The organism is Synechococcus sp. PH41509, from assembly GCF_020514285.1.
GTDB lineage: Bacteria > Cyanobacteriota > Cyanobacteriia > PCC-6307 > Cyanobiaceae > Parasynechococcus.
Genome location: NZ_VTLD01000016.1, coordinates 1 through 25,481 on the forward strand (window position 1 = coordinate 1; position 25,481 = coordinate 25,481).

23 protein-coding genes, 2 tRNA genes and 1 pseudogene are annotated in these 25,481 nt (G+C 59.3%); 17 read left to right on the forward strand and 9 right to left on the reverse strand.

What is annotated here, in order from left to right:
- Both infB and FZZ88_RS05680 read left to right on the forward strand, forming a co-directional pair.
- On the forward strand, window positions 1-3,132 hold a 3,132-nt coding region (infB, locus tag FZZ88_RS05675), incomplete at its 5' end, for a translation initiation factor IF-2 (RefSeq protein WP_230332841.1).
- Between the two features lie 86 nt (window positions 3,133-3,218).
- Window positions 3,219-3,659, forward strand: a pseudogene (locus tag FZZ88_RS05680) (low-complexity tail membrane protein); the annotation flags it as partial.
- A gap of 705 nt (window positions 3,660-4,364) precedes the next feature.
- Here FZZ88_RS05680 and FZZ88_RS05685 read toward each other — a convergent pair.
- A complete protein-coding gene (locus tag FZZ88_RS05685) occupies window positions 4,365-4,637 on the reverse strand; it encodes a DUF3493 domain-containing protein (RefSeq protein ID WP_166017945.1) in 273 nt (90 codons plus the stop codon).
- 43 nt (window positions 4,638-4,680) lie between these two features.
- Here FZZ88_RS05685 and FZZ88_RS05690 point away from each other — a divergent pair.
- A tRNA-Thr gene (locus tag FZZ88_RS05690) sits at window positions 4,681-4,753 on the forward strand.
- A gap of 214 nt (window positions 4,754-4,967) precedes the next feature.
- Here the strand turns inward: FZZ88_RS05690 and FZZ88_RS05695 are convergent.
- The gene (locus FZZ88_RS05695; RefSeq protein WP_166017943.1) at window positions 4,968-6,023 is read right to left on the reverse strand and encodes a hypothetical protein; all 1,056 of its coding nucleotides are present in this window, start codon (window positions 6,021-6,023) and stop codon (window positions 4,968-4,970) included.
- Window positions 6,023-7,048 carry a hypothetical protein gene (locus FZZ88_RS05700; protein WP_226423725.1) on the reverse strand — a complete coding sequence of 342 codons (1,026 nt, stop codon included), beginning with the start codon at window positions 7,046-7,048 and terminating at the stop codon, window positions 6,023-6,025. The genes FZZ88_RS05695 and FZZ88_RS05700 overlap by 1 nt, the downstream gene beginning before the upstream one ends.
- Before the next feature lie 114 nt (window positions 7,049-7,162).
- Between FZZ88_RS05700 and FZZ88_RS05705 the strand changes: the two genes are divergently transcribed.
- The 7 genes from FZZ88_RS05705 to FZZ88_RS05740 all read left to right on the forward strand — a co-directional run bounded on the left by FZZ88_RS05705 (window position 7,163) and on the right by FZZ88_RS05740 (window position 14,290).
- Window positions 7,163-8,107: a bestrophin family ion channel gene (locus FZZ88_RS05705; protein ID WP_166017941.1), complete on the forward strand. Its 945-nt coding sequence runs from the start codon at window positions 7,163-7,165 to the stop codon at window positions 8,105-8,107.
- The gene (locus tag FZZ88_RS05710; protein WP_166017939.1) at window positions 8,107-8,733 is read left to right on the forward strand and encodes a succinate dehydrogenase cytochrome b subunit; all 627 of its coding nucleotides are present in this window, start codon (window positions 8,107-8,109) and stop codon (window positions 8,731-8,733) included. The genes FZZ88_RS05705 and FZZ88_RS05710 overlap by 1 nt, the downstream gene beginning before the upstream one ends.
- A complete protein-coding gene (locus tag FZZ88_RS05715; RefSeq protein WP_166017937.1) occupies window positions 8,730-10,649 on the forward strand; it encodes a fumarate reductase/succinate dehydrogenase flavoprotein subunit in 1,920 nt (639 codons plus the stop codon). The genes FZZ88_RS05710 and FZZ88_RS05715 overlap by 4 nt, the downstream gene beginning before the upstream one ends.
- On the forward strand, window positions 10,646-11,374 hold the full coding sequence (locus FZZ88_RS05720) for a succinate dehydrogenase/fumarate reductase iron-sulfur subunit (protein ID WP_166017935.1): 729 nt from the start codon (window positions 10,646-10,648) through the stop codon (window positions 11,372-11,374). The genes FZZ88_RS05715 and FZZ88_RS05720 overlap by 4 nt, the downstream gene beginning before the upstream one ends.
- A gap of 456 nt (window positions 11,375-11,830) precedes the next feature.
- The gene (locus FZZ88_RS05725) at window positions 11,831-12,568 is read left to right on the forward strand and encodes a GNAT family N-acetyltransferase (RefSeq protein ID WP_166017933.1); all 738 of its coding nucleotides are present in this window, start codon (window positions 11,831-11,833) and stop codon (window positions 12,566-12,568) included.
- Between the two features lie 15 nt (window positions 12,569-12,583).
- Window positions 12,584-13,018: a DUF1651 domain-containing protein gene (locus FZZ88_RS12225; protein WP_370520024.1), complete on the forward strand. Its 435-nt coding sequence runs from the start codon at window positions 12,584-12,586 to the stop codon at window positions 13,016-13,018.
- 492 nt (window positions 13,019-13,510) lie between these two features.
- Window positions 13,511-14,290, forward strand: coding sequence for a prohibitin family protein (locus tag FZZ88_RS05740; protein ID WP_166017929.1), 780 nt, complete (start codon window positions 13,511-13,513; stop codon window positions 14,288-14,290).
- A gap of 40 nt (window positions 14,291-14,330) precedes the next feature.
- Here the strand turns inward: FZZ88_RS05740 and FZZ88_RS05745 are convergent, their stop codons facing one another.
- The 4 genes from FZZ88_RS05745 to FZZ88_RS05760 form a co-directional block, all read right to left on the reverse strand.
- Window positions 14,331-14,603 (reverse strand): hypothetical protein, encoded by a 273-nt coding sequence (locus tag FZZ88_RS05745; protein WP_166017927.1) that lies wholly within the window; start codon window positions 14,601-14,603, stop codon window positions 14,331-14,333.
- 484 nt (window positions 14,604-15,087) lie between these two features.
- A complete protein-coding gene (gene gluQRS, locus FZZ88_RS05750) occupies window positions 15,088-15,969 on the reverse strand; it encodes a tRNA glutamyl-Q(34) synthetase GluQRS (protein ID WP_166017923.1) in 882 nt (293 codons plus the stop codon).
- A 50-nt stretch (window positions 15,970-16,019) separates the two neighbouring features.
- Window positions 16,020-16,295 carry an HU family DNA-binding protein gene (locus FZZ88_RS05755; protein ID WP_006850925.1) on the reverse strand — a complete coding sequence of 92 codons (276 nt, stop codon included), beginning with the start codon at window positions 16,293-16,295 and terminating at the stop codon, window positions 16,020-16,022.
- Window positions 16,296-16,428: 133 nt separating this feature from the next.
- Window positions 16,429-17,088, reverse strand: a complete 660-nt coding sequence (locus FZZ88_RS05760; protein WP_166017921.1) for an MBL fold metallo-hydrolase — start codon at window positions 17,086-17,088, stop codon at window positions 16,429-16,431.
- Between the two features lie 54 nt (window positions 17,089-17,142).
- Between FZZ88_RS05760 and FZZ88_RS05765 the strand changes: the two genes are divergently transcribed.
- Window positions 17,143-19,221 (forward strand): glycogen-debranching protein, encoded by a 2,079-nt coding sequence (locus FZZ88_RS05765; RefSeq protein WP_166017919.1) that lies wholly within the window; start codon window positions 17,143-17,145, stop codon window positions 19,219-19,221.
- 4 nt (window positions 19,222-19,225) lie between these two features.
- Here the strand turns inward: FZZ88_RS05765 and FZZ88_RS05770 are convergent.
- A tRNA-Gly gene (locus tag FZZ88_RS05770) sits at window positions 19,226-19,296 on the reverse strand.
- 130 nt (window positions 19,297-19,426) lie between these two features.
- On the opposite strand from FZZ88_RS05770, the gene FZZ88_RS05775 reads away from it, so the two are divergent.
- From FZZ88_RS05775 to FZZ88_RS05800, 6 genes are all read left to right on the forward strand, one after another.
- A complete protein-coding gene (locus tag FZZ88_RS05775) occupies window positions 19,427-20,755 on the forward strand; it encodes an MFS transporter (RefSeq protein ID WP_166018103.1) in 1,329 nt (442 codons plus the stop codon).
- Entirely contained in the window at window positions 20,752-21,501 is a 750-nt protein-coding gene (locus FZZ88_RS05780) for an ABC transporter permease (protein ID WP_166017917.1), read from the forward strand. The genes FZZ88_RS05775 and FZZ88_RS05780 overlap by 4 nt, the downstream gene beginning before the upstream one ends.
- Window positions 21,498-21,911, forward strand: a complete 414-nt coding sequence (locus tag FZZ88_RS05785; RefSeq protein WP_166017913.1) for a DUF3119 family protein — start codon at window positions 21,498-21,500, stop codon at window positions 21,909-21,911. Before FZZ88_RS05780 ends, FZZ88_RS05785 begins: the two co-directional genes overlap by 4 nt.
- Before the next feature lie 107 nt (window positions 21,912-22,018).
- The gene (locus FZZ88_RS05790; protein ID WP_166017911.1) at window positions 22,019-23,038 is read left to right on the forward strand and encodes a DUF3086 domain-containing protein; all 1,020 of its coding nucleotides are present in this window, start codon (window positions 22,019-22,021) and stop codon (window positions 23,036-23,038) included.
- Window positions 23,035-23,646 (forward strand): glycerol-3-phosphate 1-O-acyltransferase PlsY, encoded by a 612-nt coding sequence (gene plsY / locus FZZ88_RS05795; RefSeq protein ID WP_166017909.1) that lies wholly within the window; start codon window positions 23,035-23,037, stop codon window positions 23,644-23,646. The genes FZZ88_RS05790 and plsY overlap by 4 nt, the downstream gene beginning before the upstream one ends.
- Before the next feature lie 226 nt (window positions 23,647-23,872).
- Window positions 23,873-25,255 (forward strand): autotransporter outer membrane beta-barrel domain-containing protein, encoded by a 1,383-nt coding sequence (locus FZZ88_RS05800; RefSeq protein WP_230332842.1) that lies wholly within the window; start codon window positions 23,873-23,875, stop codon window positions 25,253-25,255.
- Here the strand turns inward: FZZ88_RS05800 and FZZ88_RS05805 are convergent.
- A partial coding sequence (locus FZZ88_RS05805) for an orotidine 5'-phosphate decarboxylase / HUMPS family protein (RefSeq protein WP_230332843.1) occupies window positions 25,245-25,481 on the reverse strand: 237 nt, incomplete at its 5' end. The genes FZZ88_RS05800 and FZZ88_RS05805 overlap by 11 nt on opposite strands.

Below are 25,481 nucleotides of genomic sequence, written 5' to 3' on the forward strand. Positions count from 1 at the left end.
CCTGCCAAACCGGCACCAGGGAAAGCGATCCTGTCTGTGAAGAAGGCAGCCCCTGCCGCACCGAGCAAGCCCACGCCGGCCGTGAGCAAGCCTGTGGCAGCCAAGCCCCAGGTGGCTCCCACGCCGCAAGCGCCCCCGAAACCACCGGCAGCCTCAACGCCGAAACCGATCATCAGTAAGCCCACGCCGGCCCCCGCGAAAGCGTCGGCGCCACCGGCACGGCCAGCCGCCCCTCAAAAACCGCCTTCAGCACCTGCACGACCCACGGCTTCAAAACCCGTGCCTCGGCCTGCAGGCTCACCCGCGCCGCGAGCAGCCTCAAAGCCTCAGCCCGTCAACAAACCGCCAGCGGCCAAACCGGAACTGGTGAGCAAACCCAAGGCTGCCGCTAAACCAACGGCACCCACCCCGGCTCGGCCGACGCCACGTCCCGCCGGGGCTGGAACTCCCGGACGCCCCACCCCAGGCCAGGGCCAGCAAAAACCACAGATCATCCGGGCAGGAGCACCGACACGACCGGGCGCACCAACCCGTGCTGGAGCCCCCAGCAAACCCGGAGCTCCAGCACGCCCCACCCCCAAGCCCGAACTGGTTGGCAAACCCGTGCCGCGTCGCCCTGCTGGCACCGGCGTTCCCCAACGCCAGGGTGGACCGAGCCGACCTGGGGCCCCCACACGACAGAGTCGCCCAGGGATGCCCCCACGCACGGGCAACACATTGGAACTGGTTGGGAAACCGATTCGTCGCGACGGCAGCACGACCGGCAGCGGGCGTCCCGGTGCTCCCACCCGTCCAGGAGCTCCTGGGCGTCCAGGAATGCCAGCTGGAATGCGCAAACCGGTGGCTCCCGGTGAGCTCATGCAGCTGCAGAAGCCGGTCGGCCGACCGACGGCACCGGCCCCCCGCCGTCCCGACGCACCAACCAAAGCCAGTGCAGGGGCAGCCACACCCCCCGTGGCACGTCCAACTGCTCCATCGGCACCCCGTCGTCCGAGCTTCCGTCCTGGCGGCCCTGGTGGCCAGCGACGTCCCGGTCGGCCGGATTGGGATGACAGCGCCAAGCTGGAAGCCCTGCGCAGCCGCTCGCCGCAGAAGCAGCGCCAGAAGGTACACATCATCGGAGAAAACGATGATTCGCTGGCGGCACAGACAGGCGGCTTCGCCGGCGAACAGGAGAACATGGTTCTCTCAGCGAGCTTGGCTCGTCCCTCAAAACCCAAATTGCAGCAGCGCACGGCACCCAAGCCGATGGCGGCGATGCGCAAGCGCAAGAAAGAAACCGCTCGTCAACGTCAACGCCGGCGTGCAATGGAGCTGCGGGCAGCCCGGGAAGCCAAGCAGGTACGGCCCGAAATGATCGTGGTTCCGGAGGACAACCTCACGGTGCAGGAACTGGCCGACATGCTGAGCGTCGAAAGCTCGGAGATCATCAAATCCCTGTTCTTCAAGGGAGTCATCGCCACGGTCACCCAGACCCTGGATATGCCGACGATCGAGGCCGTGGCCGAGGAATTCGGTGTGCCGGTGCTCCAGGACGACGTGGAGGAGGCTGCGAAGAAGACCGTCGAAATGATCGAGGAAGCCGACAAGGCTCATCTGATCCGACGTCCTCCCGTGGTCACCGTCATGGGCCATGTCGACCACGGCAAAACCAGCCTGCTGGATGCCATCCGTCAGGCCCGCGTCGCTGCGGGAGAGGCCGGAGGCATCACCCAGCACATCGGTGCTTATCAGGTTGAGGTTGAACACAACAACGAGCCGCGAAAACTCACCTTCCTGGACACCCCGGGCCACGCAGCGTTCACCGCCATGCGGGCTCGCGGCACCAAGGTGACAGATGTGGCTGTACTGGTGGTGGCTGCTGATGACGGCGTCCGCCCTCAAACCCTTGAAGCCATCAGCCATGCACGGGCTGCTGAAGTGCCGATCGTGGTGGCGATCAACAAAATCGACAAAGAGGGTTCATCTCCCGAGCGGGTCAAACAGGAGCTGTCCGAACAAAACCTGCTGGCGGAAGACTGGGGCGGCGATGTGGTGATGGTGCCGGTGAGCGCCATCAAGGGCGAGAACATCGACAAGCTGCTGGAGATGCTGCTGCTGGTCACCGAAGTGGAAGACCTGCAGGCCAATCCAGATCGTCTGGCCCGCGGCACCGTGATCGAGGCACACCTCGACAAAGCGAAAGGCCCCGTGGCCACACTGCTGGTTCAGAACGGCACCCTCAAGACCGGCGACGTGGTCGCCGCTGGTCCGGTGCTTGGCAAGGTGCGCGCCATGGTGGACGACAACCGGCAGCGGCTGAAGTCGGCCGGTCCCTCCTTCGCCGTCGAGGCCCTGGGCTTCAGCGAGGTCCCCACAGCCGGTGATGAGTTTGAGGTATACCCCGACGAGAAGTCGGCCCGGGCTGTTGTGGGCGATCGTGCCTCCGATGCCCGTGCCACACGTCTCGCCCAACAGATGGCATCGCGACGGGTCTCGCTCACGGCCATGTCCGGTCAAGCGAATGACGGCGAGCTCAAGGAACTCAACCTGATTCTCAAGGCTGATGTTCAGGGCTCTGTGGAAGCCATCCTCGGATCGCTCGAACAGCTGCCCAAAGATGAGGTTCAGGTGCGTGTGCTCCTGTCCGCACCCGGTGAGATCACAGAAACCGACGTGGATCTGGCCGCCGCATCCGGCGCTGTGATCGTGGGCTTCAACACCTCCATGGCCTCCGGAGCCAAGAAGGCCGCAGATGCAACCGGGGTGGACGTCCGCGATTACGACGTGATCTACAAGCTTCTGGAGGACATCCAGATGGCAATGGAAGGTCTACTGGAGCCGGAGCTGGTGGAAGAAGCCCTGGGCGAAGCCGAGGTGCGCGCTGTGTTCACCATCGGCAAAAGTGCCGTTGCCGGTTGTTATGTCAACACTGGCAAGCTGCATCGCAACTGCCGGGTGCGGGTCCATCGCGGGAAACAGGTGGTCTACGAGGGCGACCTCGACTCCCTGCGTCGCAACAAGGACGACGTCAAGGAAGTGGCCACAGGCTTCGAATGCGGTGTCGGCACCGATCGGTTCGCCAATTGGGAAGAAGGCGATCGCATTGAAGCCTTCAAGATGGTCACCCAACGTCGCAAACTCACCACCTGACCCCGCAAGCGATCGTGCAGCCCCGCAGCGAGCCACTGCTCTGGCTTCAGTGCCTGGCTCTTGGAGCCATCCCACTGGAACTGCTGGTGATCCGCCTGGTTCTAGCCGGCGCGGATCCGGGACCTGTGCCTGGTGTAGAGCGATTTCTGATCTGGGGCGTCGGGGTGCTGGCTCCGACTGTGGCGTTATGGCGGCGCCCCGCCGACTGGGGGTCACTGCTGCTGGTGCGTCAGCCGCTGGCCAGCCGCAGCAGCGATCAACTCCGCATCAGTGCATCGCACAGCGGTCTCAGCAGCCGCATTGCTGTGGTAGCTGCGGCAGTCATCCTGCTGCCCACCCTCTGGTGGCTCGATGATTCAGCAGTGCTGGTGAATGAATTTTCTCCGGTTTCGGGCCAGTCCCGCCTCGTCAGCCTGTTGCTTGTCAGTCCGCTGCTGGCGCTGATCGTCTGGCAGTTGCAGCAGTTGGTTCAAGCCGCAGCGGTCTTGGTTGGTTCGGCAACAACAATTGCGGCTGCCGATTCAACCTTCCGGGCTGAAGCTGTTGCAACGCAACGCACCAGCCTTGGCCTGCAGCTGCTCCACCTCCCCGCCCTGGACTGGCCGGAGGCTCAGGCAGACCCAAGCACTGAAGGCATCGTTGAGGAGGCGGACGTCGACGCGCCAGCCGTTGCTGAAGACAACAAAGACCAGGACAAAAGCGAAACCGATCCGTCCAACAACGAAATTCCCGACGAAACCATCGACGCGAAACCCGCGGAGCCGGACACGGATGACGGCACTGAAAATGAGACCACCGTTCAAGACAGCACAGACATCAACCGGGGGATTCCTGAGAACTCTGTTGAAACCGAAGCCAACGACACGGATCAAGCCGTTGAGGTGGCGGACGTCGACGCATCAGCCAGTGATGGCGTCGACCGAGACATCGACGCATCTGAAACGGAAATCGATCAACCGAACAACGAGATTCCCGACGAAACCATCGACGCGGAACCCGCGGAGCCGGACACGGATGACGGCGCTGAAAATGAGACCACCGTTCAAGACAGCACAGACAACACCGCGAAGATGTCTGTGGAATCTGCTGACATTGAGCCTGAAGAGCTGGTGCTGAACAACGAAGAGAAGGAGGTCAGCACCGAGTCAGAACTGAATGTCGACAGTGCTGAAGATGCCGTTGAGGCTGAAGTCGATGCTGCTGCAAACGCCAACCCATCGGCTTCGCCTGAATCAGTCACCACTGCTGCCACTCCTGTCCCGGTCGAACCAGAGCAGCCCGGAGAAGAGGAGGAGGGCACCGCCTTGGATCCCGAAATCTGCCAAGTCGACACTGTCGCCGGCGGAAGCACGGAAGGCCATCGTGAACAGGCCGAGCCCAGCGGAGGCAAAGAGAGCGAACCAGAGCAGTCGTCGGAGCCCCCGCCAGGGAGTCTGTGACTCTTTGAGCAATCGCTCCCGCAAAGCGGGATCCAGGCTTGATTTGGAGCGCTGATTGTCGGACAAACGTCCCCGTGAGAATCAGAGCAAATGTTAAATTGCTCACGATGCCGATGTAGCTCAGCCGGTAGAGCAACGCTTTCGTAAAGCGTGGGTCGCCTGTTCAAGTCAGGTCATCGGCTTGCTTTCTAGCCAGTCAATGATGTCTATGGACATCAACTTAAAAGACTTCAGACTGCAGCAGCGAGCACTCCATCACGCTGCTCAATACTTCTAGTGCTTCAATTCATCAATCAGTTGTCGAGAAACTGATCACCAACAGTCAATGCGCAGCAAAGCAGAAAACTCGACTTAGACCGAATAGAAGAGCATCAAAACGCCACTCCCAATTCATCATTAGCACAGCGCCCTTAGGCCTGCAAACCCACAAAGCTGGCTGCCATCAGTAATTTCCCCATCTGCGAACTGAGCCCAGGGAACAATCCAATACCGCCTATCAACGCCATCAAGACCTCCAAGAGCATCGGGATTCGGGACAAAAATTACCCGCCGCTCCCGCAACCCAAGCCGCTCGCGCAACCAAGGCGTATAAACATCAGACTCGAGCAAGCTCTGATAGGAGCCATCATCAATGATTTCATCAAATCCTTTTTTTATCGCAGCAGCAAGCCTCTCATTAGCAGGGCTTACATAAAAGAAAACAGCATGCGGATAAACCAATAGCAGAGACGGATCGACAACTATGTTGTCTGAAACTTTTTTCGCGACTGGCTCTTCAGACTGAAGCTCTGCTATGCCTTGAGGCAAAAGATCAACCCGCTTTGTATTAACCATACGGAACATATTTTTGTCGTCCGTCTCAAAGGTTCGAAGACCCGCTGCATCGAAGATATTCAGCTCACTCCAGCCATGACCCTGCAGCAACGTAATAGAGCGAAGATCACGAATATTTGCAATTGATTTCAACTCAGGGAGATTGTCTTTGTGCGTCCAACCGGCACGAAGCCCCAGAAGGCCTCCAGAAATCGGGACAGGAACAGCCCGAAGCCTTGCGCTCAGAGCAGGGCCTGCACCAAAAGACCCAACGGTGAGGGCATATGGATTCTTTTTTCCAAACGAGGCCCCAGACGCCAGGGCCTCAATCGCAGCATCTTGCGAGACATTCTCCGATGCCAGCCCAAACACAAAGGGAGCTCCACTCCGCTCCATCACCAACTGCAGCAACTTCGACTCAAAATCCTGCTCTGTATCCCCCAAACCCCTGTTAAGAACCACTTGAATCACTCCAGCAGGCAAAGACTGCACCTCTGTCGGCGTAAGAACATGCTGATCGGCCAAACGAAGACGACTGTCTGAAAACCTTGGGCGAATTGCGAGAAATGCCACAAGCAGAATCAGCAGACTCAGCGATGCCGAGGCCAGAGTTTTAGAACCAAAGCGAACGGAAGCCATCAGCCAGAAGGAATGATCAAGTAAACCCCAAACAAAGTAAATGCCAAATAACTTGGCAAAAGACCGAGACGCAGCACAGAAGATATACCTTGCGAATAACGCGATAGATGCTGATCAATCAACTCATCCGCAGCAACGACATAAAGGATTCCCACAAAAATAATAATTTGCAAGTTGCCTATAAATCCACTCATCGCCGTAACAGGCAGCTTGCCGGCGATGAAAACATAATTACCGCCCGCCGAGACCACCGCTGCAAGAATCAAATCGTCTCGGCTGCGACTAATCAGAAGAGACATACAGCAAAGCCCAACAGCCAAGATGTAGCCAAGAAAATCAGGCGTAAACCAAAGCAGACTAATGCGATTCAAAAACATCTCAAAGACAACTGTTTGCTGCCTAATTAATGGGATATCTTCACTGCCAAGCCCGCTCATCAAGGCCACTTTCGAAGGATAAGCCTGGATATCTTGAATCAACCAACCTGGAAGGATCAGACCAGGATTCAAGGAGAAGCCATTAGAGGGAAAGACGTCAATCCCAGCGTCCTGAAACGGATCAGCAAAGCCAATATCTAGACGTAGGGACTGACTGTCAAATGGATAACGCTCCAACTTCCAACGCTGTACAGCCTGAGTCCTTACGCGATAAAGAGTCCAAATATCTCCATTAGCCCTGACCTCCTGTCTCACACGTTCAAAACGCTGAATATCTCCGTCATAGATTCCATTAAGAACCGAAAGTGTATCGCTTGGGTTGAGCTCAGGATCGCCCGACCATAATGTCCATAAAAGCAGCTCAATGGAATAACGATTCTCCAAAAGGTCTAAATCACTTAAATTGGTGACATATCCACCAACTTCCAGCAGTTCCTCGGGATCTGATCGAGGCTTTGGAACATCAATCAATGTTTCAGACAACCGATTCCAGTCGATCTGTGCTTGAGGTAACGCAACAGCCGGACTGGGCGCAGGCTTGCGAAGCATCGACTGGCTGAAAAAGACAATCGCCAGAACCGTTGCCACCAATGGGATCAACCAGCGAATACGACGGGACGAGACGCGCACGTCCGGCTTCCTAGAACTCCACGCAAGATGGCAACGTCAATACTTGAAAACCAGCGCCGTGCACGTTCTGTGATGCTTCCCTCAAGAGGCGTGGTCTTCGAAACAGGCAGCTACGGGGATCCGGCCGCCACCAACCAACGCGACTACTGGCGGGTGGCATTGCAACTGGTGCAACGGGCGAAAGTAGATCTGGGAATGCTGGTGCTGGTGAGTGCCGTGCTGATCCCGCTCGACTTTCACCTCAAAGACTGGTTACTGAGCACCAAGGCCGTGGCGGTTCTGGGCATCGCCATGTCGATCTTCATCGGTTTCCGCAACACCCAGGCCATCAGCCGTTGGTGGGAAGCACGAACCCTGTGGGGATCCGTTGTGATCAAAAGCCGCGTCTGGGCCGACGGCCTGCGCGGGTTGCTGAATGAGCAGCAATGGCACAGTGAACGATCGAAGCAGTTGGTGCAGCTTCAGGTGGCCATCGTCTGGCAACTGAACTTTCAATTGCGCAACTTCTGGCACCCCGATCTCAAGTTGATGCACCAACAGCTGCTGCATCAGCTCGCGCTTCCGGCCGACAGCACAGTTCGCAGCCTTGCAGTTCAACGGATGAGGGGCATTCAACAGCTGACAGAAGATCAGTGGATCAGCGATTGGGGTCGCAACCGTTTGATGGAGATCAGTGAAGCCATGAGCGATGCCGTTGGTGGTCTCGAACGGATCCGCAACACCCCCATCCCACCGCCCTACGACCTCTTCGTTCGTGTGATCAATTGGGTGTTCGGGACCCAGTTGCTGCTCTCCTTTGCGAGCCAGGGTTCAGCGCTCACAGGAATCCTGCTATTTCTCGGATTTTTGATTGCCGAACGAATTGGTGCCTATGTGGAGGGGCCATTCGATCAAGACGGCAGCAGCTTTTCGATGCCTCTCAATACGATCTGTGTGGTGATCGGTGAAGACCTGATGCCTGGTGAACTCGACTACGGCAGATATCGTCCCAGCCGAAATCCTGTGTTCTGGGATTGATGCAGAAGCCAACCTTGATGCGCATTGGATCAGGCCTCAGCGGGTTGCTGCTGGTGCTTTTTCTTCTGGTTCATCTGGCCGGTCTGTTGCCCGCCCTGATCGCACCAGTGCAGTTCGAGCTGTACGCCACAGCCCTGCATCACCAGCCGTGGCTGCCTCTGCTGGAGGTCAGCTTAGCCGCCACGGCAGCCGTTCATCTGGTCTTCACCGCCGCAAAAACGCTGCGAAATCGTCGCGCTGGTAATACAGCTGCGCTGCGCAGCCGTCGCGGTCGACCGCTCGAGGCTCTCGCCAGCCGCAGCAAAGTTGCTGTTGGCATCATCACATTGGGATTCCTGGCCCTGCATCTGCAGCAATTGCGCTGGCCCCGTCCTGCAGACGGCTTGGAGAAAGAGGCGCTGCTGCAGGTGCTGCAACAACCAATCAGCTTGCTTTTTTATGCCGCCGGAAGCCTGGCCATCGGGCTGCACCTTCTGCACGGTGCCGAGGCAGCACATCGCAACCTGGGGCTGCTGACGCCAGCCAACGGCCCCACCATCCGCTGGGGAGGTCGCCTGCTGGCGTCTGTCGTCGGAGGAGGCTTTCTACTGATCAGCCTGGCACTGGCCCTCGGAGGATTGGCATGACCAGTGGTTGGCCTGACCCAAGGATTCCCTCCGGTCCGCTCGCCGATGCCTGGCGACGGACCAGGGAGGGACTGCCCTTGATCAGCCCCTTACGCAAAGGGCAGATGGATGTGCTCATTGTGGGCACCGGCCTGGCAGGTGCTTCAGCCGCTGCGACCTTGGCGCAGCAGGGCTACCGGGTCACTGTGCTCAGCTTCCATGACAGTCCACGCCGCGCCCATTCGGTGGCGGCTCAGGGCGGCATCAATGCCGCGCGTTCCGTTGCGGTCGATGGAGATAGCGTTTCGCGCCTGTTCGCCGACACCCTCAAGGGGGGCGACTTCCGAGCCCGGGAAGCGGGCTGCCAGCGGCTGGCGGAAATCAGCAGCGGCATCATCGACCAATGCGTGGCCCAGGGTGTTCCGTTCGCGCGAGAGTACGGCGGCAGCCTCGCCACCCGTAGTTTCGGCGGTGCTCTGGTGAGCCGCACCTTCTATGCCCGTGGTCAGACCGGCCAGCAATTGCTCTACGGCGCCTACCAGGCCTTGATGCGCCAGGTGGAGCTGGGTCGCATCGACCTGCTCACCCGTCGGGATGTGCTCGAGCTGATCACGGTCGATGGGGTCGCGCGCGGTGTTGTGGCACGCCATCTGCTGAGCGGTGAACTGGAGGTGCACACCGCACGCACGGTTCTGCTCTGCACTGGTGGCTACAGCAACGTCTACTTCCTCTCCACCAATGCGCTGAAGTCCAACACCAGTGCAATCTGGCGAGCCCACCGCAAAGGAGCGCTGTTCGCCAATCCCTGCTTCACCCAGATTCATCCCACCTGCATTCCCAGTGGCGATGTCTTCCAGAGCAAGCTGACACTGATGAGCGAAAGCCTGCGCAATGACGGGCGGGTCTGGCTGCCCAAAAACCCAGGCGAAACTCGTCCTCCTGATGCGATTCCTGAAGGGGAGCGCGACTACTTCTTGGAGAGGCTGTATCCCACCTACGGCAACATGACGCCGCGGGACGTCGCCTCCAGGCGAGCCAGGGAGCTTTGCAACGCCGGGCAGGGCGTTGGCCCAGGCGGGAGATCGGTGTACCTCGACCTCACCGACGCCATCAAGGCCGAAGGTCGCGACGCCATTGCGACGCGCTACGGCAACTTAATGACGATGTATGAGCGGATCAGCGGCGACGACCCCTACAGCAAACCGATGCGGATCTATCCAGCCCCGCATTACACGATGGGAGGCCTTTGGGTCGACTACCACCTGATGAGTTCGGTTCCAGGCCTCTTCGTGCTAGGGGAAGCCAACTACTCCGAACATGGCGCCAACCGGCTTGGTGCCAGCGCCCTGATGCAAGGGCTCGCCGATGGCTACTTCATCGCGCCGTCCACGGTCACCGCCTGGCTGGCGAGCAGGCCCACTGAGGATGTCCCGACGGACCACCCCGCATGCCGCGAAGCCCTGGAGAGCACCCGCACCCGGATCAGCCAATTGCTCAACAGCAAAGGCAACACCCCGGTAGACAGCTTCCATCGCGAGCTGGGGAGCGTGATGATCGACCGCTGCGGCATCAGCCGCCACGCCGATGGTTTACAGGAGGGGCTGCAGCAGGTGAGATCCCTAGAACTACGTTTCGACACTGAAGTGCGAGTGCCGGGCGACGCCAGCGGCCCCAATGCCGAGCTGGAGAAAGCTCTGCGGGTCAAGGACTTCTTCGGGCTTGCCCAATTGATGCTGCGGGATGCCCTGGCCCGAGAGGAGTCGTGCGGCGCCCACTTCCGCGAGGAACACCAGAGTGAGGACGGCGAAGCTCGCCGGGATGACGTCAACTTCGCTCACATCGCAGCCTGGGAGCACAACACAGACGGAGAGCCGATCCGCCACAGCGAACCGCTGCAGTTCACCACGCTGCAACCCAGCACCCGGAGCTACAAATGAAAATCACTTTGCGCATCTGGCGCCAGAGCAGCGCCGATCGACCCGGGACACATCAGAGCTATCTGCTGGAGAACGTCTCCCCCGACCTCTCCCTGCTGGAAGCCCTCGATCAGCTCAATGAACAACTGATCAGCTCCGGAGAACGGCCCGTGAGCTTCGAGCACGACTGCCGCGAAGGGATCTGCGGCAGCTGCGGCTTCCTCGTGAATGGCCAGGCCCATGGACCTCGGACCGCCACATCGGTGTGCCAGCTCTACCTGCGGGAGTTCAGCGATGGCAGGGTGCTGACCCTGGAGCCCTGGAGCGCACGAGCCTTCCCTCCAATCCAGGACCTAATGGTGGACCGCTCAGCCTTCGATCGCCTCATCGCCGCCGGGGGCTACTGCTCCACAGGCACTGGTCAGGCCCCGGATGGCAACGCCTTGCCGGTGGGGCGGGAGCAAGCCACTAGCGCTTTCAGCACAGCGACCTGCATCGGTTGTGGCGCCTGCGTCGCCAGCTGCCGCAATGCCTCAGCCAGCCTGTTCGTGGCCGCCAAACTGGCGCATTTGGGTCAGCTGCCACAGGGGCAACCGGAACGGGCCCGACGCGCCGATGCCATGCAGCGCCAGATGGAGGCAGAGGGATTCGGAAGCTGCAGCAGCAACCTGGAATGCGAAGCGGTCTGTCCACAGGAAATTTCTGCAGACTGGATCAGCTGGATGCACCGTGAAAAGAGAAGCTAATCAATTGCAGTGACTTACTTATGTCTTGGCGAATCTCGTAGAGATACCTAACACTTTTTCTCACACGATCAAAGCTCCAAATCTCCCCGCGCTACTAGGAGTCATTGCCTGATTTACGGCACAAGCCATTAACGAATCCTGGCAAGCCACCGCTCCTGAAGCCCCGTCAATGATGGCGGGGTTTTTATTGATTGCTCAGGTCTGGGATACAGCCCTCTGAAATCGGGCAAAATAATGCCAAGCAAGTGTTAGAAATAGTTACGACGCTTTCCCTTTTCGGGTAGCGCGTGATCATTCCTCGAGCGTGATGATTGGCTGTTAAGACACTAATTGACCTATGTGCAAATATTTCTTTGAGTTGGATCAGTCAAGGCTCTAGCATTATTGTTGATTGACTGCCAAGATAAAGAGATAGTTGTTGATTGTATGTCAAACACAAGAAGTTCCAGAGATCTATTGTCTAAGGCCTTGCAATTACAGCTTGCCAATTGTGCGACCTTGTGTACTTATAAAGAGCTGGTCTGGTTGTCGAGCGGTTTCAAAGCTTCTGGAGCAAATATAGTCTTAAGTAGTGCATCTGATAAGCGTTTGAGGCTTATGGAATGGATTTCAAATATGCCGTGGCCTTTTGCATGGTTACTATGGCCTGATCAAGAAATAAGCGAGCAGCGGTCTGAGCTAAAGGAATTTGGGTTCAGCTCTGCCCAGATTCTCGCGCACATGTCTATCCACTCAATGCTTGTTCCGCCAAGAATAAAATTGCAGGAGAGTCTGATTTGTCGGTCGATACGTATTGCAAGGCCTGCCGACTTGCATGAGCTTGTTAGGCACTATGAGCTTGTGCATAAGATTCCTAGGGACTATGCCTTTCAAGTCGCCACAGCTCACTTAGTGACTTATCCCAAAAATGTTTGTTGTACCTGGGTGGCAGTTAGTCAATGTGAAATTCTGGCGTCCATTACTGCTTATAGATTTGGCCGTCAAGGGCTTGTTAGCTGGTTGGCAACATGTCCAATGGCTCGGAAGCAAGGAATAGGAAGCAGACTGCTGGTTAATGCAATTAACTATCTTAAGGATAGAGGGGTAGGTAGTATTGAGCTTCAATCAGTGCCAGAGGCAGCACCTTTTTATCAGAAAATTGGATTCACTAAAGAATACGATGTTGAGCTTTGGATTTACCCCGGTGTGACTTGACCGACGAATCTTGGTATGTCTTTGTCGAAAGTTGCGCGGCAGTCCTGTTTATTGCTTGAGAAGAGCTGGATCAGAGATCCAAAGGTATTTGTCGACACGGGTGCGCCAATACCTGGTGAGGCGCCACTCCTAAAGACCCGCATTCACCTGCGTAGAGACGCTGCAGAGCAGCCGTGGAAGGAGCTGCGTCGTGTTGGCTGGCAGTTAGTGGATCCTTTTGGGGAGCATCTGCTGATCCTTAGAGCGGGGGGGGGGATGTGGATGCCAAAGCAAGGCAAGACACTTGGTCAGTCAGATGCAAAGGCACCAATGGAAGCAGTTGAATTTCTAGTAGAACTATTCATTGTTGTCACCTTGCCTAATGAGCGTAGTGGCAAGCAATCAAGTGATTTAAGTCAAGATGAAATAAGATATAAGCAATCCTTGAACACTCATGCAGCAAAGATGTGAAGTCATCTTAAAATTGGCGTGATGTCAATTGACATGACCTCTATGGCAAATGATAAGACAAAAATGTGCTGAAAACTTGTCTCAATGAATTCCTGATTTCAAAAAATTGCACTAATTTGAGCTCCAATCAAAGTATTGTTTCATCAGTTATTTGGCTTCATTGATAAATGTTTGACTAGGTTGCGTCCCTGCTGTGCAAGCCGCAGGTAACGAAGGCGTTTGTTGGGTTAGTACACCTCCTTTGTGATTAGGTTGAGTCCACGTGCTGGATTGCTGCGGTGCTGACCAGTGAGCCACGTTGTGCAACGCGACATGCTGGCGGCTGTCAGACCAAGTTCTGCTTGTGACTCTGCAGTAGTGCAACCGTCATCACGACTGGCTACAAACAAGAAACAAGACATGACCTGAGCCGGCCCAGAAATCAACAGAATATTTTTCCTCACAACCAAAAAGGGATCACTAATATTTTTAATATTGATTCACGTCATCATCATGCAAGCCAAGCCTCAGCCGGAACAGATCACGAAGACCGTGGTCGGCATAACGACGATCTTCATTGGTGGAGTTGCCATTTTATCAAGTATTTTTGTTGTTCCAGCTGGCGAAGTTGGTGTTGTCACAACCCTGGGCAAAGTCTCCAATACTCCCAGGGAACCAGGTTTGAACCTAAAGCTCCCTTTTATTCAGTCAACCCATAACTTCAGCGTAAGAACACAGGTCATCCCCGAAAAATTTTCGACACTCACAAAAGACCTTCAAGTGATTGAAGCGACAGCCACTGTGAAATATGCGGTCAAGCCTGCGGAAGCGCCAAGGATCTACAGCACCATTGCGACCGACGACTCTGCGATCTACGCACGAGTGATTCAGCCATCACTCCTGAAGTCTTTGAAGTCAGTTTTCTCAAAGTATGAATTAGATACCATCGCAACCGATTGGAACAATATTTCTACACTTGTACAAGAAAGCGTCTCAAACGAACTCAGCAAATTCGACTACGTTGCGGTCAAAGGCCTTGATATCACTGGCCTCAAGATTGCTGAAGAATACAGAGCAGCAATCGAACAGAAGCAAATCGCGCAACAGCAACTTCTACGCGCCAAAACAGAAGTTCAGATCGCAGAACAAGAAGCTCTGAAGTTTCAGACCTTGACCAAGTCGCTCAATGACAGCGTCCTCTACAAGCTCTTCCTCGATAAGTGGGACGGCAAAACGAAGGTGGTTCCGCCCATCCGTGGAGGAAGCACTCCACCGGTCATCGTTGGTCAATAACCGGATATGGGGGCAGCTCGATGGAGAACAGGCTCTCGCTTCAGAGCCCTGCGCAGCCGCGTGTTGCAGCCTGCAGATCCACAACGGCCTGAGCACCGCGGCCAGCCTTTAGTTGTTGCATGATCAAATCGGCCTGGACGCCCAGCAGCAGCGTCTGACAGGGGTATGCACTGCGAGCCGATGCCCGTCGCTGAAGGGCCTCCGCCTCAAGCAGGGCCTGTTGACAGAGCTGGTGGTGACTCGCTTCAAGGCAGCGCTGGGCTCGGGCCTGAAAGGCAGCCAGGGACGAGGCCTGGGCCGCCGGGGCCACCATGCCGAAAGCCAGCAGGACTGTGACGGAGCGCGTGAGCAGGGCTCAGGGGGACGATTTACTGAGATGATGCCTCAACATCGATCACACCGCCGTGTACACAGACTGGACCGCCCTTGCTCTGCTGCTGTTCACTGCGGTGCCTCTGTTGATCGTGGTGGCGACGGTGACCTATTTCGTGATCCAGAACAACCAAAAAGCTCCCCTGAGCTGAGATTCAGCCCACCGAAGCTCAGGCCGTCGGCCGGGTCGGACAACTGAGTTTGGCCAGGCCAGGGGCGTTGATCGGCTGGTGGTTCAACGGTGCTGATTGCACGGCTGAACTGAGCTGACCAGTCCCAAGACAGACAATGCAGGTTCGGAAGCGATCACCCGAAACACGCTGCATTCCACTGCCCCCACAAACGGTGCAAGTGCACATGATCCCAAGGATCAGACGATGAATTCAGTTTGAGGCGAAATCCCTCGACTGATCCCGAAGTGATCCTTAAGAAATCACTGTATTGATCTGCTGATGGGTCAGGTTTTCGAGCAACTCTGTTGCACTGAGCCGCGCATCAGGGTCCACCAGCTGGAGGCCCGAGGCCAAGCGTCCGACAACCATGGCCGCATCCATCCCCGCGGCACGGAGCGCTTGCAGGCCTGAACTAGCGACTCGCTTGGAAAGTTTTTGTCCCTGGGCATCACGCAGCAGCGGCCCATGCCGGAACAGGGGCGGGTGTTGACCCAAGGCATCAAACAAGCTGCGCTGGGCCGGCAACGCTTCCCGCAAATCGGCACCACGCACCACATCGGTGATGCCGAAACTGAGTTCGTCGATCACGGTGGCGAGCTGGTAAGCGATGAACCCGTCGGCCCGGCGCAGCACCACATCACCACTGCCGTGGGGGTCGTCATCTGCGACCCGCAAGCGCCAACTGGGTAGCCGCTGCTGCTGCCAGCCCCAGACATGCCCAGCCTGCCGGCAGAAGCCGGGATAAATCGGCTGATCGACCAGCTCCCGCCGGGAACAGCGACAGGCGAACACCCGACCGGAACGGCGCAACCACGACAACCAGGAGTGATAGACACCACGCCGTTCGCTCTGCAGCACGGGGGGGCCATCCCAAGACAAACCCAGCCAGGCCAAATCCCTCTGGATCGACTCAATTGCACCGGTGCGATTGCGCGGCGTGTCGAGGTCATCAATGCGCAGCAACCAGGTACCACCGGCCTGACGTGCCGCCAACCACGACAGCAGCGCAGTCTGCAGATTGCCGAGATGAAGAACCCCTGTGGGGGACGGGGCAAAACGTCCCCGGTAGCCACCACCGGCAGACAAGGCTCGACCCGCCTCCAGATGCTGCAGCAAATGCTCCGGAACAGACATCAAAAAAGGCGACCCAACGGGCCGCCTGGAGAACGAAGGTGAACCGTGGATCAGCCCTGAACGCGATCTTTGAACATCTTGCCGGCAGTGAACGCGGGAACACGCTTGGCAGGAATCGCGATCTTCTCGCCTGTCTTGGGGTTCAGACCCTGCCGGGCGGAACGCTCACGGGGCTCAAACGAGCCGAAACCCAAGATGGACACTTTCTTGCCTTCAACCACGGAGTCAATGATCGTGTCGATGGCGGCGTCGACAACCATGGAGACGTCGGTCTTGGTGAGCTCGGTGCGAGCAGCCACCAGATTCACCAGATCAGCTTTGTTCATTGGTTAGAGAGAGTCGGGGGGCGGGAGACGGCTCAAATACGGCGTATTGGTCCCGCCGCTGCCTTCCCCAAGCGGCCTAATCGTATGGAGAGCAACCGGTTGCTGCAAGCGAAACGTCCTGTGCCGCAATGCTTTAGCAGTTCTGCGCAACATCACTCCACCCACTGAAGGACACAAGACGCTCCCCACGCAGGGCACCGAGTGCAGCCCCAGACAGTAGATGGGGACAGGCATCTGGGGGAATCCAACCCTTAAGTTTGGCCAGACTATTGAGCTGCCTGGACCAGTGAAAGGTCCTGGCATGGCGCATGGGTGCAAGCTGCCCTGGAGCCCATGGCGTCAGCAAACGCCCGCAGAACAACAGCTCGTTAGGTGCCGGGGCGAACACCACACAACTTCCCGGCGTCGGACCCGGCGTCCACAACAGCTGCAAGCCAGCGACCGTGGTGTGCTGCTCAGCGAAGGTCTCCAACGGCTGAACATTGGGCAATAGATAGGCCTCCTGTTCCTGAACCAACACCGGCCATCCCAAACGCTCCTGCAGGCGACGCAAGCGCCCATGCCCTTCACGACTGGTCAGCAAGATCCTCGGGCTGCGCGATCCCGCCAGCTGACGCAGGGCGGTGAGGCTGGCCTCCGTCAACGGCGGACAGTCCACCAGAACCGGCTCGGGATCCAGATTCAGCCACCAGGCGCTGCCGCCCTGGCTATCGCGGTTGGGCGGAAACAACCAGAGGTTGTCGCGCAGCTGCTGCGGCGGCCGACCGGCCTCAAGTGTGGTGGTCATCGCCATCGCTTCACACAACGGACCAAACCACTAGTTTGAAGTTGAGATGCCCCAACAGCCTTGAGTGGCATTCACACCGGTTCCCCCTGGCCCCTTGGCAGCAGCCTTACCACCAGAGGTGTGAACTTCGTGTTGGCGGCACCCGAGGCTGACCGCATCGAACTGCTGCTTTACGGCAGCGGCAATGACCGCAGTCCAGAGCGGGTGATCGAACTGGATGGTCGACGTCACCGCTCCGGCGACTACTGGCACGTGGAGGTCGAGGGGCTCGGCGAAGGTTGCTGTTACGGGTACCGCGTCTTCGGTCCGCTGGCTCCGGGTGGACACGGCTTCAGCCCTTCAAAGGTGTTGTTGGACCCCACCGCCCGCGCCATCAGCGGCTGGGATGTCTACGACCGGGTGCTAGCCACCGGCCCCTCACCCAATGCCCATGCCTGCCTCAAGGCGGTGGTCTGCGAGCGGGATCTGTTTGATTTCCAAGCCCATCCCCGACCGCGCAACAGCTGGCAACGCACGGTGATTTACGAGCTGCATGTGGGGGGCTTCACCCGCCGGGAGGATGCAGGGGTCGCCGTCGCGCACCGTGGCACTTACCTCGGCCTAATCGAGAAGTTGCCCTATCTCAAGGAGCTGGGCATCACAGCTGTTGAGCTGTTACCAGTGTTCTGCTTCGATCCTGCCGATGCCCCTCCCGGGAGAGACAACGTTTGGGGCTACAGCCCCTTGAGTTGGTTCACACCCCACCACGGCTACTGCAGCAGTGCCGATCCGCTGCAGGCCCGTCATGAAGTGCGTGAACTGGTGGCCGCCTGCCATGACGCCGGCATCGAAGTGCTTCTGGATGTGGTCTACAACCACACCACTGAAGGCAACCGGCATGGCCCCACGCTGAGCTGGCGCGGATGTGCCGACAACGTCTACTACCACCAGAACGAAGTCGGCGACTATCAAGACGTAAGCGGCTGCGGTAACTCGATTGCAGCCAATACACCCATCAGCACCCAGCTGATCCTCGAGTCGATGCGCTGCTGGGCCCTGGAGCTGGGGGTGGATGGCTTCCGCTTCGACCTGGGAATCGCTATGAGCCGCGGCGATCAACTCAAACCCCTGGACGAGCCACCCCTGTTCGCAGCGATGGAGGCCGATCCGCACCTAAGCGACCTCAAGCTGGTGAGCGAACCGTGGGACTGCGGCGGCCTCTATCGGCTGGAGGACTTTCCCGCCGAGCGGATTGGCACCTGGAACGGCCATTTCCGCGACGGGGTGCGGCGGTTCTGGAAGGGAGACGAGCACAGCACCTGGACCCTGGCCCAGCGGTTCAAGGGCAGCCCCGATCTCTATGACGGCAAGCCGGTCGCCCTGGGGCGTTCGGTGAACTTCATTACCGCCCATGACGGCTTCACCCTTGCGGATCTGGTGAGCTACAACCGCAAACACAACCTGGCCAACGGCGAAGACAACCGCGACGGCGAAAACCACAACAACAGCTGGAACCATGGCATCGAAGGCCCCAGCAGCAATCCCCTGGTGCAAACCCTGCGTCGGCGTCAGCAGCGCAACCTGCTCAGCTCGCTGCTGTTGGCCCGTGGCGTGCCGATGCTGCTGATGGGCGACGAAGTGAGCCGCAGCCAGGGGGGCAATAACAACAGCTGGTGCCAGAACAGCCCGCTTGGCTGGATGGTCTGGGATGAAGACCACTGCGACCTGGAACTCAAGCAGTTTCTGCAACGCCTACTGCGCCTACGCCAGGCCCTGCCGCAGCTGTTTAACCCTCTGGTGCCGCCGCAAGAGAGCAACCGCAAATCATCACAACAACAGAGCGATCTCTGGCGTCAATGGCATGGGGTAAGCCTGGCCAAACCCGACTGGGCGGGCTGGAGCCGCACCACAGCCACCAGCCTCCACAGCGGCAGCCGCGGCGCACTGCTTTGGATGGGCTTCAACGCCTACAAGGAAAGTCTCAGTTTTGAGTTGCCGATTCCGGCCTCTCCCTGGAAGCGGGTGATCGACACCTCCTTGCCCAGTCCCAAAGATTTTCCGGCAGAACCGGCCAACTTCAGCGGTGTGGAGATTCCGCTGCAGAGCAGGAGCTTCGTGCTGCTGCTCGCCGAGGAGGAGACGACCGACCTTCGGTTGTGAACAGAGCGGGTGACGGGAATCGAACCCGTGTCATCAGCTTGGAAGGCTGAGGTCTTACCATTACACAACACCCGCTTAGTACAAACGAACCACTGCCGCAGGGCTGGTGGTGTCGTGAGCACGGGTTCATTATGGCAATCCGCCTGCCCGAAGCCTCCGAGTGACACCGACCGACGCATCCCTGCAGGGGTCTCGCCGCAGGCTGATGCTCGCCTACGGCCTGGGCGACGCCGGTACTGGACTTGCCGCAACCCAGCTGGGCTTCTATCTCTTCCCTTTTTTCATCTGCGCCGCAGGCCTGCCGGCCTACATCGCCGGCTCCCTACTCACGGTGAGCAAGGTCTGGGATGCACTGAATGACCCGCTGATCGGCTGGCTCAGCGATCACACCCGCAGCCGCTGGGGCCCACGCCTGCCCTGGATGCTGACCGCAGCCCTACCACTGGGCATCAGCCTGGCAGCGATGTGGTGGGTCCCCCCAGGGGGCACCTGGCAGCGCACGGGCTACTACGCGCTGATGGCGATCCTGCTGATGACCGCTTACACGAGCGTCAACCTTCCCTACGCCGCGCTCAGCACCGAACTAACGCCGGACACTGCCATTCGCACCCGCCTCAATGCGGCGCGATTCACCGGATCGATCCTGGCTGGCCTGAGTGGACTGGTCGTCGCATCAGTGGTGCTGACCGATGGCGGCGGTGGGTACCTAGCGATGGGTCGCATCACAGGCAGCATCGCGGCCGCCGCCACACTCCTCTGCTGCTGGGGACTCGCCCCCTACGCCAAACGAGCCCAGCGCCCCGTTCCCACCAGCGAAGCACCGATGGAGCAGCTGAAACGGGTGCTGGCCAACCCCCGCTTCCGCCAGGTGCTGGGGCTGTACGTCCTGCTCTGGTTCGGCCTGCAACTGATGCAGGTGGTGGCCCTGATCTGGCTGGTGCAGGTGGTGCATGTACCCGCCAACCTTTCCACCTGGATCCTGCTGCCCTTCCAGATCGCCGCCCTGCTGGGCCTTCAGCTCTGGAGCACCCTGAGCAACCGCAACGGCAGAGTGACCACCCTGCGCTGGGGCGCGTGGCTTTGGATAACGGCCTGCCTGCTGTCGATGGTGTTCCCACCCCTACCGGCGAATCCCGGCCTGGTGCAACTGCTGCCGCTGGTCGGCCTGATTTCTCTGGTGGGGGTGGGAGCCGCCACCGCCTATCTGATCCCCTGGTCGCTGCTTCCCGATGCCATCGACGCCGACCCGAGCAAACCCGCCGGGCTTTACACCGCCTGGATGGTGTTCGGCCAAAAACTGATCATCGGCCTAACCATGTCGGTGTTCGGCAGCCTGCTGTCGCTCACGGGTTACATCTCAGCCAAGGGGGGCGACTGCAGTGGAGCCCTGAGCTTCATCGAACAGCCAGATTCAGCCCTGCTGGCGATCCGCATTTGCATGGGCCTGCTTCCAGCCATCCTTGTGCTCTGTGGCCTTGCAGTGATGCGAGGCTGGCCTGACCGTGGAGCCCATCTGCAGAAGGCCGCCGGATGAAGACTCCCCGCTCGATCAAACGCCTGGGATCCAGCCTGCTGATCGGAGGACAGGCCGTGGCAGCCACCCTGCGAGGACGCATCGATCGAGGGGAGCTATTCGATCAACTCTTGGAGGCTGGCCCCGGCAGCGTGCTGATCGTGCTGATCATTTCAGTAGCCGCTGGCTCGGTGTTCAACATTCAAGTCGCAGCCGAACTCACCCGCCAGGGAGCGGGATCAACGGTGGGCGGCATCCTGGCGATCGGCCTGGCCAGGGAGATCGCGCCCCTGCTCACCTCCTGTCTGCTGGCCGGCAAGGTGGCCACTGCTTACGCCGCCCAGCTGGGCACCATGAAGGTGACAGAACAGATCGACGCCATCACAATGCTGCGCACCGATCCGGTGGAGTACCTGGTGGTGCCCCGAATGATCGCGATGCTGGTAATGGCACCGGTGCAGTGCTTCTTCTTTTTCCTCGTGGCGGTGTGGTCAGGCCAACTCACCAGCACAGCCCTGTACAACATTCCGCCGACGGTGTTCTGGACCTCGGTGCGTACCTGGATGGACCCCCTTGACCTGCCATTCATGTTGGTGAAGGCCTTGGTCTTCGGGCTGATCATTGCGACGGTGGCCTGCGGCTGGGGGCTGACCACCCGCGGAGGCCCCAAAGAAGTGGGCACAAGCACCACAGGCGCGGTGGTGATGATTCTGATTCTGGTGGCCCTGATGGATGTCGTTCTCACCCAGGTGTTGTTCGGAACATGAGTTCAAACCCAACACCCGTCACCCTCAAGCCGGATGTGCGGCTGCCGCTGCTGGTGGTAGGCCTCGGCCTGGCGCTGCTGCCGCTGCCACTGACCCCCTGGCCCACCCTGGTGGTGGCCCTGTTCGGCCTATTTCTGCTGATCCAAAGCGCCAGCCTGCGCCTGGAATTCAAGGAGGAGGCTCTGATTGTTTGGCAGAACGGCCGCGAGCTACGCCGCTTCCCCTACGCCCAATGGCTCAGTTGGCGGCTGTTCGCTCCCTGGCTGCCGGGCCTGTTCTATTTCCGCGAAACCCAGAGCATTCACTTTCTTCCGATCCTGTTCAGCCCCCAGGAGCTGCGGGAGCAACTCGAACTGCGGGTTGGATCCCTGGAAGTGCCCAAGGACGACACGAGCACACCCAAGACATAGCACGATTTCGAAACAGATCAGTGACGAAATCGCACGAATATCGTGCAACAACGCCTCAGTTGTGATGCCCACTTTTTTTCTGCGGCCCCTTCGGCTGGAATGGAGGGATGGAGAGCACGGCAGCTGACGCAATGCCCGACGACACCGACCTGACCAGCCAGGCGCCTGAAACGGAGCAGGCCCCTGCGGAATCCAGCGGCGAAACCAGCAGTGAACCTGCCAGCGAAACCAGCTCCGAGCCAGCCGCGGCAGAGTCCAATCCGGTGCTGGAGCTGGCCCTCAAGGATCTGCAGGACCGCCGCGATGCACTGCAGGCGGAGATCACTGCCCTGGCCTCCCGTAAGGAGCAACTCGAGACCGAACTGAAGGTCAACTTTGCCGGCCAATCCGACGCCATCGCCCGCCGCGTGAAGGGCTTCCAGGAGTACCTGGGCGGCGCCCTGCAGGACCTGGTTCAGAGCGTGGAAAACCTGGAGCTGGTGGTGCAGCCGATGGTGGTGCAGCCCTCCCCCCTCGATCAGGCGGCAGACAACGCAGCGGTACCGGAGAAGTCCGGTGAGAGCACCCCACCGCCAGCGGTAGCGGACACCTTCCGCCCCGATGAAGCCCTGATCCGCCAGACCCTGGAGCGGTTCCTCAAACAGCCCGACGTCTACGCCGACCCCTGGAACCTGCGGCGCAGCATCGACGCCCGCGACACGGCCCTGCTGGAGGACTGGTTCTTCAATCAAGGGGGACGCGGCGCCCAGCCCAGCCGCGGCACCCGGCCCCGCAACATCCTGGTGAGTGCCGCCCTGATCGCCGTGATCGGCGAGCTGTATGGCGATCAGTTCCAGTGCCTGGTGCTGGCCGGTGGCCCCGAGCGGCTCGGCGAATGGCGGCGCGGTCTGCAGGACGCCCTGGGGCTGGGCCGGGAAGACTTCGGCCCCAGCAGTGGCATCGTGCTGTTCGAACGCCCGGAAGCCCTAGTGGAACGCGCCGACCGGTTGGAGGAGCGGGGCGAGGTGCCATTGATCCTGATCGATGCCGCTGAGCGCAGCGTCGACATCCCCGTGCTTCAGTTCCCCCTCTGGCTGGCCTTCGCGGCCGGGCCGGGTGAACGCCTCGACGACGACGATCTGCTGTGATCCAAACAGCCCTCACCTCCTTGCTACTCCTGGCCATCGGCTACCTGATGGGAGCCATCCCCAGCGGATACCTCGCCGGCAGATGGCTCAAGGGCATCGACCTGCGCGATTGCGGCTCCGGCAGCACCGGTGCCACCAACGTGCTTCGCAATGTGGGCAAGGGCCCAGCCATGGTGGTATTCCTGATCGATGTGGGCAAAGGCGCCCTAGCGGTACTGCTGGCGAAAAGCGTTGGCCTCAGTGACTGGATGCAGGTGCTGGCGGGCCTGGCGGCACTGGCCGGTCACATCTGGCCGGTGTGGCTGGGCTGGAAAGGCGGAAAGGCAGTGGCCACGGGCCTGGGCATGTTTCTGGGGCTGGCCTGGCCGGTGGGTCTGGCCTGCTTTGGTCTGTTCATGGCCGTGATCTCAATCTTCCGGATCGTGTCGCTCTCCAGCGTGGTGGCCGCCATCGGCCTGCCGGTGCTGATGGTGCTCTCCGGCGGCAGCAGCGCCTATGTGGTGGTGGCGTTGGTGGCCAGCCTGATGGTGCTGTGGCGCCACCGCAGCAACATCGAACGGCTGCTGGCGGGCACCGAACCCAAGATTGGCCAAAAAGCCAAGGGCTGATCGCCCTTGGCTCTGGCTAACGAACCCGATCAGCCGTCGAAGTCCGGCAGGCCAGAACTAGTGAATTTCTCATAATCCCAGCCCCTTTGCTGTGAATGAAAGTGCGCTCACCAAACTGAGCGGGATTAATCGACGCGTAGGCAAATATCCCCAAGATGGGTGAATTGATGTCATCAGCGATATGACGACCGGCGATCACGCCAGACGAGTTGTCCAAGCATTGCTGATGGGCAGTCTTGGGCTTCTGGTCTTCGAGTTGCTGCGGCCAGTTGATGTATGTGCCCAGAGCTGCACGCTCGATCCCCTCGGAGGCGAGGTGTGTCTTCCAGACAACGACAAAGAGGAGCCATCCAAGAGGCCGAACAAGCCGAAAGAAGCCAACAAGCCGAAAGAAGCCAAGAAACCAAATAATCCTGATAAAGCGCAAAAGACAGTCAAGGAAACCAAGACCCATAGGAAACAGCGCCCTGTGGTGATCATTCCCCCCTGCTTCGGGCCCTGCACCCAGTTCCCGCCGGCACCGCCCTACCGCGAGTTCGCTGAGGAACCGGCGCCCGAACCCACACCGGAACTGATCCGTCCGCTCTGGATGAAGAGCGATTCACTCGATCCCGCTGTTGCGGAGGCCTATCTGGAACAAACACTCCAGGCACAGGCCGATGCTGTTGTCTTTGATGCCGACGACGACACCGTCTTCATCGAGATTGAAGGCATTCGCTATAGCGAAATCATCAATTCCCACGGCCTGCTATTCACCAATGAGGTGAACAAGCCCGCTGTGAATGCCTGGGTGCGCGGTTTTGGCGGTGTTAGCAGCAACGGCACCACGGGCAATCGCTCCGCCGACTTCGATAACGGCGGCGCACAACTGGGTGTCGACATCCCCTTGAGCGATGAAACCCGGATCGGCCTGTTTGGCACCTATGCGGAGATGAACGGCCGTGATGGTGGTCGCGGCAGCTGGGATACCGATGGTTGGGGAGGCGGAGCCTATGCCGAGTACTTGAGCAAATCCTTGGTGCTGCGGGGCATGATCAGCGCCGGTGGCTACGACGGTGAGCACCGCCGCTCCACCCACGGCGAAACCGCCAAAGGGAATCGCAGCGGCAATTCCTGGACCGGCGTCGTCAGCGTTGCTGCACCCCTGGAGAGCGGTGACTGGCTGATCGAGCCGCAGGCCCAGATCAGCTACACCAACACCAGCCTCGACAGGTTCAGCGAGCACAGTGCCGACCTCGAGGATCGACTCAAGTACGACGCGATGGAAGTGGATCAGGTGGGCAGTGAGATCTCACTGAAATTCGCTCGTCCGATCCGAGATGGCGAACGCTCGCTGTTCCTGCCCTCACTGCGCCTGGGCTGGGCCGCTGACTGGGGCATGAGCGGCGGTGATCAAAAGGTGACCTACCGCGAATCCGGCAAGACCAAACGCTGGAACGTGAACGGCGGCGACGACCACGCCGCCCTGATCGAACTTGGACTCGACTACACCACATACAACTTCAATGGCACATCCGTGGGCGTCTATGCCCGCGGTGGTGCGTTGGTCTGGGGTGGTGACCGCGGCACCAGTTGGCAGGTGCAGGGGGGCCTGAGCTTCAAGTTCTGAGCTCAGTGCAGCACTGGGCAAAGGCGACGCTGGGGTCTTCGGCTTTGGTGATTGGCCGGCCGATCACCAGCTGACTAGCGCCGACTGCGATCGCCTCAGCCGGCCCCATCACCCGCGCCTGATCACCCACCGCTGCCCCTTGGGGGCGAATTCCCGGGGTAACTAGGGAGAACGGTTCAGGATGCTGGGCCCGCAAGGCGGCGGCCTCAAGTGGTGAACAGACACA